Below are 411 nucleotides of genomic sequence, written 5' to 3' on the forward strand. Positions count from 1 at the left end.
TCCCGCCCGTCCAAGACCCCCACGGACTGCAGCGCCAGATCCGGGCCATCATCCAGAGCCACGGTGAGCGCGGCCACCAGATTCTCCACCACAGTCCGCACCAGCAGACCCACCCCGCGCGCATCGACGGAGTTCACCGCCAGCACGCTCAGGCTCATCCCGCCAGAGCCGAGATCGTTCGCCGACACGGTCAACGGGTAGCTGTTCTGGACGCGGGAGTAGACGTTCCGTATGCCCTGCACCGTCGGCTGCCGGTCGCCCTCAGCGGCTCGGGCGGCGCTGCTGATGTGCCGGTAGTTGAACAGGGAGGTGAACAGCGGCGTGTCACCGACCAGCCCGGCGGCCTGCTGCGCCACCGCCAGCGGGGCGTGCTCGTGCTCCAGCAGCGCGGCAAGCTGCGTCCGCATCTCC

At 69.6% G+C, this 411-nt stretch carries 1 protein-coding gene; it reads right to left on the reverse strand.

The annotated features are described in order from the left end of the window. The coding region (locus tag ETD86_RS56570; RefSeq protein ID WP_170223825.1) for a condensation domain-containing protein at positions 1 to 411 on the reverse strand (411 nt) is incomplete at both ends.

Origin of the sequence: Nonomuraea turkmeniaca (assembly GCF_005889735.1) — a bacterium.
Classification (GTDB): Bacteria; Actinomycetota; Actinomycetes; order Streptosporangiales; family Streptosporangiaceae; genus Nonomuraea; species Nonomuraea turkmeniaca.